Raw genomic sequence first — 9,767 nt, forward strand, 5'->3', positions numbered from 1 at the left:
GGTTCGTGGCGGGCCGGGCGCTGGTGCGGCGGGGGGTGTTGCCGGGCCAACGCTAATCGGCCCGCCGGAATCCGGCGGGCCGTCGTGGAGGGCAGGTCAGTCGATGCGCTTGACCGTGCCGGTGTTCTTGATGCTGCCCTTCGCGCCCGCGCCGGCGGTGACCTTCTTCATCTTGCTGATGGCGCCGTCCTGCCACCAGATGTTCATCGACGCGGTCTTGTCACAGGTGTTGCTGTAGTACACCGTCGTGGTGCTGATGCCGTCGGCCCAGGACCAGTTGAAGCAGCCGGACTTCCCGCGGTGCATGCCGTCGGCCGCCGCGTAGGCGGGCGAGCTGAGCCCTGCGGTGGCCAGCACGAGGCCGGCGGTGACGGCGATGCTCGAAATGCGACGCATCGTTCCCCCTTCAATCAAATGTCGTGTGGATGGTCGGTCCACCGAATGCACAGGCGGGAATCCGCATGCGCTTTCGAAGATCATAACGAGAGATGATCTTGTTCCAAACCGGGTTTCCCGACCGACCGATGCATCGCCGAGCCGACCGGCCGCGCCGTGCGACCAGCCCGTTGTCGGTGGCAGCCGGTAGCCTGCACGCCTGGGTGAAGGAGGAGCGGACGTGCGAGTGCTGGGCGTGGATCCTGGGCTGACGCGATGCGGTGTCGGCGTCGTCGAGGGTGTCGCCGGCCGCCCCCTGACCATGATCGGGGTGGGGGTCGTACGGACGCCCGCGGATGCGGAGTTGGGCCACCGGCTCGTCGCCATCGAGCAGGGCATCGAGGAGTGGCTCGATCTGCACCACCCCGAAGTCGTCGCCGTGGAGCGGGTCTTCAGCCAGCACAACGTCAGCACCGTGATGGGTACCGCCCAGGCGAGCGCCGTCGCGATGCTGTGCGCCGCCCGCCGCGGAATTCCGGTCGCCCTGCACACCCCCAGCGAGGTCAAGGCCGCCGTCACCGGCACCGGCCGGGCGGACAAGGCCCAGGTCGGCGCGATGGTCACCCGGCTGCTGAGGCTGGACGCGCCCCCCAAGCCCGCGGACGCCGCCGACGCGCTCGCCCTCGCCATCTGCCACATCTGGCGGGCCCCCGCCCAGAACCGCCTCCAGCAGGCGGTCGCCCTGCACGCCTCGAAAGGCCGTACCCGATGATCGCCTTCGTCAGCGGCGCCGTCGCCGCGCTCGCCCCCACCCTTGCCGTGATCGAGGTCGGGGGAGTGGGCATGGCCGTGCACTGCACGCCGAACACCATCGCCGGCCTGCACATCGGGGAGCAGGCCCGGCTGGCCACCTCCCTGGTCGTGCGGGAGGACTCGCTGACCCTGTACGGCTTCGCCGACGACGACGAGCGGCAGGTCTTCGAGGCCCTGCAGAGCGCCAGCGGGGTCGGGCCCAGGCTCGCGCAGGCCATGCTCGGGGTGCACAGCCCCGACGCGCTGCGGCTGGCCGTCTCCACCGGGGACGAGAAGGCACTGGTGGCTGTGCCGGGCATCGGCAAGAAGGGCGCGCAGAAGCTGCTCCTCGAACTGAAGGGCAAGCTGGGCGCTCCGCTGGGCAGCAGCGGCCTCGTGGGCGCCCAGCGCGCGGCGGCCTCCGGGCCCGCCCCCTGGACCGAGCAGCTCTCCGCCGCCCTGATCGGCCTCGGATACGCCTCGCGCGAGGCGGAGGACGCGGTCACCGCCGTCACCCCGCAGGCCGAGGCCGCCATCGCCGCCGGCGGCTCCGCCCCGGTCCCGCAGCTCCTGCGGGCCGCCCTGCAGTCCCTGAACCGCGCCCGCTGACGCGCGGCGGCGCCGCCACCGGGCGGCGCCCGCAGACGCACCCGCAGGGACCGACCCACCGCTCCACCACCGAGAAGGCAGACTGAGACACCGTGAACTGGGACGACGACACCACAGCCGAGGACGAGGCCCGTATCGTCGCCGCCGCGGCGGACGGTGAGGACACCGCCGTGGAGGCGGCTCTGCGCCCCAAGGACCTCGGCGAGTTCGTCGGCCAGGAGAAGGTCCGCCAGCAGCTGGACCTCGTCCTCAAGGCGGCCCGCCAGCGCGGGGCCACCGCCGACCACGTCCTGCTCTCCGGCGCGCCCGGCCTCGGCAAGACCACCCTCTCCATGATCATCGCGGCCGAGATGGGCGCGCCCATCCGCATCACCTCCGGGCCCGCCATCCAGCACGCCGGCGACCTCGCCGCGATCCTCTCCTCGCTCCAGGAGGGCGAGGTCCTCTTCCTCGACGAGATCCACCGCATGTCCCGGCCCGCCGAGGAGATGCTCTACATGGCCATGGAGGACTTCCGCGTCGACGTGATCGTCGGCAAGGGACCCGGCGCCACCGCGATCCCGCTGGAGCTGCCGCCCTTCACCCTGGTCGGCGCCACCACCCGGGCCGGTCTGCTGCCCCCGCCGCTGCGGGACCGCTTCGGCTTCACCGGGCACATGGAGTTCTACGCCCCCGAGGAGCTGGAGCGCGTCATCCACCGCTCCGCACGCCTCCTCGACGTGGAGATCGACACCGCCGGCGCAGCCGAGATCGCCGGACGCTCGCGCGGCACCCCGCGCATCGCCAACCGTCTGCTGCGCCGCGTCCGCGACTACGCCCAGGTCCGGGCCGACGGTGTGATCAACCGCGAGGTGGCCGGTACCGCCCTCCAGGTGTACGAGGTGGACGGGCGCGGCCTCGACCGGCTGGACCGCGCCGTCCTGGAGGCCCTGCTGAAACTCTTCGGCGGCGGGCCCGTGGGCCTGTCCACCCTCGCCGTGGCCGTCGGCGAGGAGCGGGAGACCGTCGAGGAGGTCGCGGAGCCGTTCCTGGTCCGTGAGGGGCTGCTCGCGCGCACCCCGCGGGGGCGGGTGGCGACGCCTGCCGCATGGGCTCACCTGGGACTCGTACCGCCGCAGCACGGCGGGAATGGATCAAGCGGACAACAGGGCTTGTTCGGGGCCTGACGGCGCGGAGGTTCGCCCCCTCAGGAACTGCGGTGCCATGCTGGGCGTTGTTCCATCGGTGCGGACTCGCCTAGACTCCGCCGATGCCGACCCTTCGGGTCGGTATGCCCACCCCCCGTAGAAAAGGCCGCCGTCCGCGTGCGGTCGTGCGAAGGATCTCCGTCCCGTGAATCTCGTGACACTCCTCCCGTTCATCGTGCTCATCGGGGCGATGTTCCTGATGACCCGCTCCGCGAAGAAGAAGCAGCAGGCAGCCGCGCAGATGCGCGACCAGATGACGCCCGGCACCGGGGTCCGCACCATCGGCGGCATGTACGCCACGGTGAAGGAGATCGGTGACGACACGGTCACCCTCGAGGTGGCTCCCGGCGTCCACGCGATCTTCGCGAAGAACTCCATCGGCGCCGTTCTCGAGGACGCGGAGTACAACCGCATCGTCCACGGCATCAGCGACGACGCGGCGACCGACACGCCGGCCGTCCCGGACGACGCCTCCTCGCTGACCGAGGCCCCGAAGACGGACCTCACCAAGGACGAGGACGAGGCTCCCAAGCTCGACCTGGGCAAGAAGGACGAGGACGAGCCCAAGGACGGCAAGTCCGACGGCGAGGCCGGCGCGAAGTAACGCGCGGCGGGGGACCGTGGAGGCGCCCGACCGGCGACCGGCACGGTCCCCGTCTGTGACACTTCTGCGGGGGGCAGGGGTCCCCACCACACATTTCGTGGCCGTCCACGCGCTGACCCGGCGCGGGGCGGTTGGACAGGGAGAAACGACAAGGTGGCAGCACCGAAGAAGGGCCGGCGGCCCACGGGGGCTCAGGGGAGGCCGGGGCGTGCCCTGGCGATCATCCTGATCGCGATGGTGGCGCTCACCGCGGGGATGTTCATCTCCAAGCAGACGACTCCCCGGCTGGGCATCGACCTCGCCGGCGGCACGAGCATCACGCTCAAGGCCAAGAGCGAACCCGGCAAAGAGAACGCCATCAACGAGACCAACATGAACACGGCGGTCGGCATCATCGACCGCCGCGTCAACGGTCTCGGCGTGTCCGAGGCGGAGGTCCAGACCCAGGGCCGCGACCACATCATCGTGAACATCCCCAAGGGGACGAACGAGCAGCAGGCGCGCGAGCAGGTCGGCACCACCGCCCAGCTCTACTTCCGCCCGGTCATCGCCTTCGCGGACGGCACCCCCGCCGCCCCCGAGGGCACGCCCAGCCCGAGCCCCTCCGCGAGCGGCTCCGGCGCCCCCAAGGCCGAGGACGGCAACAAGGCCAGCCCGTCCGCCACCCCGTCGTCCAGCGCCACTTCCCAGGGCCGCGCGCTCAGCGAGGGCCTCAAGGCCCCGAACGCGCCCACTCCCTCGCCCTCGGCGAGCGAGTCGAAGAAGGCAGACGACACCAAGGCTCCGTCGCCGTCCGCGACCCCCGCGCCCGACCCGGCCGCCGCGGACCTGCAGGCCAAGTTCGCCGCGCTGAACTGCGCGGACGACAAGCAGCGCGCCGCGATCAAGGGCGCCAAGCCCACGGACCCGACGCTCGCCTGCGGCCGCCGCGGTGACGCCTGGGGCAAGTGGGTCCTGGGCCCGGCCGCCGTCGAGGGCAAGGACGTCAAGAGCGCCAAGGGCGTCATCGACCCGCAGTCGGGTCAGTGGATCGTCACGATGGACTTCAACGACCGCGGTTCCGACGCCTTCGCGAAGGTCACCGGCGAGCTGGCGGCCAAGCAGATGCCGCAGAACCAGTTCGCCATCGTGCTCGACGGCGACGTCGTCTCGGACCCGTCCGTCAGCCAGGCGATCATGGGCGGCAACGCCCAGATCTCGGGTGGCTTCACCCAGCAGTCCGCGCAGGACCTGGGCAACATGCTCTCGTACGGCGCCCTGCCGCTCTCCTTCTCCGAGGACAGCGTCACCACCGTCACCGCCGCGCTCGGCGGCGAGCAGCTGCGGGCCGGCCTGATCGCCGGCGCCATCGGTCTGCTGCTCGTGGTGATCTACCTGCTGGTGTACTACCGGGGCCTGGCGTTCGTCGCCATCCTGAGCCTCCTGGTCTCCGCGATCCTGACCTACACGATCATGGCGCTGCTCGGGAAGGGCATCGGCTTCGCGCTGAACCTGCCCGCCGTCTGCGGTGCGATCGTGGCGATCGGCATCACGGCGGACTCGTTCATCGTGTACTTCGAACGCATCCGGGACGAGATCCGCGAGGGCCGCACCCTGCGTCCGGCCGTCGAGCGTGCCTGGCCGCGTGCCCGGCGCACGATCCTGGTCTCCGACTTCGTGTCGTTCCTGGCCGCCGCGGTGCTGTTCATCGTCACCGTGGGCAAGGTGCAGGGCTTCGCCTTCACACTGGGTCTGACGACCCTGCTCGACGTGGTCGTGGTGTTCCTCTTCACCAAGCCGATCATGACGCTGCTGGCGCGTACGAAGTTCTTCGCCAGCGGTCACCCGTGGTCCGGGCTGGACCCGAAGCGGCTGGGTGCCAAGCCCCCGCTGCGCCGGTCCCGCCGTACCGGTTCCGCCCCCGCCCCCGTCGAAGCAAAGGAGGCGTGAGAGATGTCGAAGCTGGGAGATCTCGGCGCCAAGCTGTACCGCGGTGAGGTCGGCTACGACTTCGTCGGAAAGCGCTTTCTCTGGTACGGCGTTTCCATCCTGATCACCATCACGGCGATCGTCGCCCTGGCCGTTCAGGGCCTCAACATGGGCATCGAGTTCAAGGGCGGTGCCGTCTTCACCACCCCGAAGACGACCATCTCCGTGGCCAAGGCCACGGAGGCCGCGGAGAAGGCCTCCGGCCACGACGCGATCGTCCAGGAGCTCGGCACCGGCGGCCTGCGGATCCAGATCTCCGGTCTGGACACCGACGCCGCGACCGACGTCAAGAAGGTCCTCGCCACCGACCTCAAGGTCACCGAGGCCGACATCAATGCCGACCTGGTCGGCCCCAGCTGGGGCTCCCAGATCGCCAACAAGGCGTGGACCGGCCTCGGCGTCTTCATGGTCCTCGTGGTGATCTACCTGGCCATCGCGTTCGAGTGGCGGATGGCGGTCGCGGCGCTGATCGCGCTGATCCACGACCTCACCATCACCGTCGGCGTGTACGCGCTCGTCGGCTTCGAGGTCACGCCGGGCACGGTCATCGGTCTGCTGACGATCCTCGGATACTCCCTCTACGACACCGTCGTCGTCTTCGACGGTCTCAAGGAGGGCTCGAAGGACATCACCAAGCAGACCCGCTGGACGTACAGCGAGATCGCCAACCGCAGCATCAACGGCACCCTGGTCCGCTCGATCAACACCACGGTCGTGGCGCTCCTCCCGGTCGCCGCGCTGCTGTTCATCGGCGGCGGCTTCCTGGGCGCCGGCATGCTGAACGACATCTCGCTGTCGCTGTTCGTCGGCCTTGCCGCCGGTGCGTACTCCTCGATCTTCATCGCGACCCCGCTGGTCGTGGACCTCAAGGAGCGCGAGCCGGCGATGAAGGCGCTGAAGAAGCGGGTGCTCGCGAAGCGGGCGGCCGCCGAGGCCAAGGGCGAGTCCCCGGACGACGGCTACGCGTCCGAGGACGAGCCGCAGGTCGTGGCGCAGGGCCGGCCGGGGCGGCGGCGTTGACCGCGCCGCTGTCCGAGGACGTCCGGGCCCTGCTGCTCGGCCGGATCAAGGACGTGCCGGACTACCCGAAGCCGGGCGTGATGTTCAAGGACATCACCCCGCTGCTGGCCGACCCGAAGGCTTTCGCGGCCCTGACGGACACGCTGGTGGAGCTGGCCGGGCGGTACGGCGCGACGAAGATCGTCGGCCTGGAGGCGCGCGGATTCATCCTCGCGGCTCCGGTGGCCGTCCAGGCCGGGATCGGCTTCGTGCCGGTCCGCAAGGCCGGCAAGCTGCCGGGCGCGACGCTGGCGCAGTCGTACGAGCTGGAGTACGGCACCGCGGAGATCGAGGTCCACGCGGAGGACCTGTCGGCCGGTGACCGGGTCATGGTCATCGACGACGTGCTGGCCACCGGCGGTACGGCGGAGGCCTCGCTCTCGCTGATCCGGCGGGCCGGCGCCGAGGTCGCGGGCGTGGCGGTCCTGATGGAGCTGTCCTTCCTGCCGGGACGGGCCAAGCTGGCCGACGCCCTGGGCGAGGCTCCGCTGGACGCGCTGATCGTGGTCTGACCCTGTTGTGCCGAAGCGGCGGGTGTCCGGGAGGTTCCGGATGCCCGCCGCTTTCGTGTGCGGCGCCGCTGCCGGGGGCGGCGCCGCCGCCGGGAGGGGGAGGGGCTCGCGGAACGAGGGGGCCGAACCCTCGCTACCATGGGTTGTCCGGACCGGACACGGGCACCGGATCCGCTGAGGAGCGCTCTTGCCAGACGAGGTCCAGCCAATCTCCGCCGCGCAGCCCGACCCGCAGGCCGAGCAGACCACGGCGGCCCCGGCCACGCCCCCGCCGGCCCCGCCGGCGCCGCCCGTCAAGCCCGCGCCGGCCAAGTCCGCCGGGTCGTCCAACCGGGTGCGCGCCCGTCTCGCCCGGCTCGGCGTACAGCGCTCGAACCCGTACAACCCGGTACTGGAGCCCCTGCTCCGTATAGTCCGCAGCAACGACCCGAAGATCGAGACGTCGACGCTGCGCCAGCTCGAACAGGCCTACCAGGTGGCCGAGCGCTGGCACCGGGGCCAGAAGCGCAAGAGCGGCGACCCGTACATCACCCACCCGCTCGCGGTGACGACCATCCTCGCCGAGCTCGGCATGGATCCGGCCACCCTCATGGCCGGTCTGCTCCACGACACCGTCGAGGACACCGAGTACGGCCTGGAGGACCTGCGCCGGGACTTCGGCGACGCCGTGGCCCTGCTCGTCGACGGCGTCACCAAGCTCGACCGGGTGAAGTTCGGCGAGGCCGCCCAGGCCGAGACCGTCCGCAAGATGGTCGTGGCGATGGCCAAGGACCCGCGCGTCCTGGTCATCAAGCTCGCCGACCGGCTGCACAACATGCGCACCATGCGCTACCTCAAGCGGGAGAAGCAGGAGAAGAAGGCCCGCGAGACCCTCGAGATCTACGCCCCGCTGGCCCACCGGCTGGGCATGAACACGATCAAGTGGGAGCTCGAGGACCTCTCCTTCGCCATCCTCTACCCGAAGATGTACGACGAGATCGTGCGCCTGGTCGCCGAGCGCGCGCCCAAGCGCGACGAGTACCTCGCCGTCGTCACCGACGAGGTGCAGGTCGACCTCCGGGCAGCCCGCATCAAGGCGACCGTGACGGGCCGCCCGAAGCACTACTACAGCGTCTACCAGAAGATGATCGTCCGCGGCCGTGACTTCGCGGAGATCTACGACCTGGTGGGCATCCGCGTCCTCGTCGACACCGTCCGGGACTGCTACGCCGCTCTGGGCACCGTGCACGCGCGATGGAATCCGGTCCCCGGCCGGTTCAAGGACTACATCGCGATGCCCAAGTTCAACATGTACCAGTCGCTCCACACGACGGTCATCGGACCCAGCGGCAAGCCCGTCGAGCTGCAGATCCGCACCTTCGACATGCACCGCCGCGCCGAGTACGGCATCGCCGCGCACTGGAAGTACAAGCAGCAGACCGTCGCGGGCACCTCCAAGGTCCGCACCGACGTCCCGCAGGCCGCCAAGGGCAGCGCCGGCCAGGACACGGTCAACGACATGGCCTGGCTGCGCCAGCTGCTGGACTGGCAGAAGGAGACCGAGGACCCGGGCGAGTTCCTCGACTCGCTGCGCTTCGACCTCTCCCGCAACGAGGTCTTCGTGTTCACCCCCAAGGGCGACGTCATCGCGCTGCCCGCCGGTGCCACTCCCGTGGACTTCGCGTACGCGGTCCACACCGAGGTCGGCCACCGGACGATAGGCGCCAGGGTCAACGGCCGGCTCGTGCCGCTGGAGTCCACGCTGGACAACGGCGACCTGGTCGAGGTCTTCACCTCCAAGGCCGAGGGCGCGGGCCCGTCCCGCGACTGGCTCGGCTTCGTCAAGTCCCCGCGGGCCCGCAACAAGATCCGTGCCTGGTTCTCCAAGGAGCGGCGCGACGAGGCCATCGAGCACGGCAAGGACGCCATCGCGCGGGCCATGCGCAAGCAGAACCTGCCGATCCAGCGCATCCTGACCGGCGACTCGCTCGTCACCCTCGCGCACGAGATGCGCTACCCCGACATCTCCTCCTTGTACGCGGCGATCGGCGAGGGCCACGTGGCCGCGCAGGGCGTCGTGCAGAAGCTGGTGGCGGCCCTCGGCGGCGAGGAAGCGGCCAACGAGGACATCGAGGAATCGATCCCGCCGGCGCGCGGCCGCAAGCGGCGCAGCAACGCCGACCCGGGCGTCGTCGTCAAGGGTGTCGACGACGTGTGGGTCAAGCTGGCCCGCTGCTGCACCCCGGTGCCGGGCGACCCGATCATCGGATTCGTCACGCGCGGCAGCGGTGTATCGGTTCACCGCGCGGACTGCGTCAACGTCGACTCCCTCTCCCAGCAGCCCGAGCGGATGCTGGAGGTCGAGTGGGCGCCCACCCAGTCCTCGGTCTTCCTGGTCGCCATCCAGGTCGAGGCGCTGGACCGGTCCCGGCTGCTGTCGGACGTCACCCGGGTCCTGTCGGACCAGCACGTCAACATCCTCTCGGCGGCCGTCCAGACCTCCCGCGACCGGGTGGCCACCTCCCGGTTCACCTTCGAGATGGGCGACCCCAAGCACCTGGGGCACGTCCTGAAGGCCGTGCGGGGCGTCGAGGGCGTCTATGACGTCTACCGCGTGACCTCGGCGCGACGTCCGTAGCGCACGGCGGCCCACGGCGGCCCACGGCAGCGAAAAGGCGGCCC

At 70.6% G+C, this 9,767-nt stretch carries 9 protein-coding genes; 8 read left to right on the forward strand and 1 reads right to left on the reverse strand.

The window, feature by feature from the left end:
* Positions 1-96: 96 nt before the first annotated feature.
* Positions 97-396 (reverse strand): hypothetical protein, encoded by a 300-nt coding sequence (locus tag ACWGE1_RS37440; RefSeq protein WP_453424934.1) that lies wholly within the window; start codon positions 394-396, stop codon positions 97-99.
* A 220-nt stretch (positions 397-616) separates the two neighbouring features.
* On the opposite strand from ACWGE1_RS37440, the gene ruvC reads away from it, so the two are divergent.
* The 8 genes from ruvC (at position 617) to ACWGE1_RS37480 (ending at position 9,723) form a co-directional block, all read left to right on the forward strand.
* Positions 617-1,147 carry a crossover junction endodeoxyribonuclease RuvC gene (gene ruvC / locus ACWGE1_RS37445; RefSeq protein ID WP_453424935.1) on the forward strand — a complete coding sequence of 177 codons (531 nt, stop codon included), beginning with the start codon at positions 617-619 and terminating at the stop codon, positions 1,145-1,147.
* Positions 1,144-1,776: a Holliday junction branch migration protein RuvA gene (gene ruvA, locus ACWGE1_RS37450; protein WP_453424936.1), complete on the forward strand. Its 633-nt coding sequence runs from the start codon at positions 1,144-1,146 to the stop codon at positions 1,774-1,776. The genes ruvC and ruvA overlap by 4 nt, the downstream gene beginning before the upstream one ends.
* A 92-nt stretch (positions 1,777-1,868) precedes the next feature.
* The gene (gene ruvB, locus ACWGE1_RS37455) at positions 1,869-2,942 is read left to right on the forward strand and encodes a Holliday junction branch migration DNA helicase RuvB (protein ID WP_453424937.1); all 1,074 of its coding nucleotides are present in this window, start codon (positions 1,869-1,871) and stop codon (positions 2,940-2,942) included.
* Between the two features lie 166 nt (positions 2,943-3,108).
* On the forward strand, positions 3,109-3,567 hold the full coding sequence (yajC, locus tag ACWGE1_RS37460; RefSeq protein ID WP_453424938.1) for a preprotein translocase subunit YajC: 459 nt from the start codon (positions 3,109-3,111) through the stop codon (positions 3,565-3,567).
* Between the two features lie 153 nt (positions 3,568-3,720).
* Entirely contained in the window at positions 3,721-5,496 is a 1,776-nt protein-coding gene (gene secD / locus ACWGE1_RS37465; RefSeq protein ID WP_453424939.1) for a protein translocase subunit SecD, read from the forward strand.
* A gap of 3 nt (positions 5,497-5,499) precedes the next feature.
* The gene (secF, locus tag ACWGE1_RS37470; RefSeq protein ID WP_453424940.1) at positions 5,500-6,555 is read left to right on the forward strand and encodes a protein translocase subunit SecF; all 1,056 of its coding nucleotides are present in this window, start codon (positions 5,500-5,502) and stop codon (positions 6,553-6,555) included.
* Positions 6,552-7,106: an adenine phosphoribosyltransferase gene (locus tag ACWGE1_RS37475; protein ID WP_453424941.1), complete on the forward strand. Its 555-nt coding sequence runs from the start codon at positions 6,552-6,554 to the stop codon at positions 7,104-7,106. The genes secF and ACWGE1_RS37475 overlap by 4 nt, the downstream gene beginning before the upstream one ends.
* Positions 7,107-7,293: 187 nt before the next feature.
* Positions 7,294-9,723, forward strand: coding sequence for a RelA/SpoT family protein (locus ACWGE1_RS37480; RefSeq protein WP_453424942.1), 2,430 nt, complete (start codon positions 7,294-7,296; stop codon positions 9,721-9,723).
* Positions 9,724-9,767 lie beyond the last annotated feature (44 nt).

The organism is Streptomyces sp. NPDC054932, assembly GCF_053610205.1.

What these genes read in the sequence shown, in the direction of transcription:
- ACWGE1_RS37440 (WP_453424934.1), bottom strand. Translation starts at nt 396, where the DNA reads ATGCGTCGCATTTCGAGCATCGCCGTCACCGCCGGCCTCGTGCTGGCC.
- ruvA (WP_453424936.1), top strand. Translation starts at nt 1,144, where the DNA reads ATGATCGCCTTCGTCAGCGGCGCCGTCGCCGCGCTCGCCCCCACCCTT.
- secF (WP_453424940.1), top strand. Translation starts at nt 5,500, where the DNA reads ATGTCGAAGCTGGGAGATCTCGGCGCCAAGCTGTACCGCGGTGAGGTC.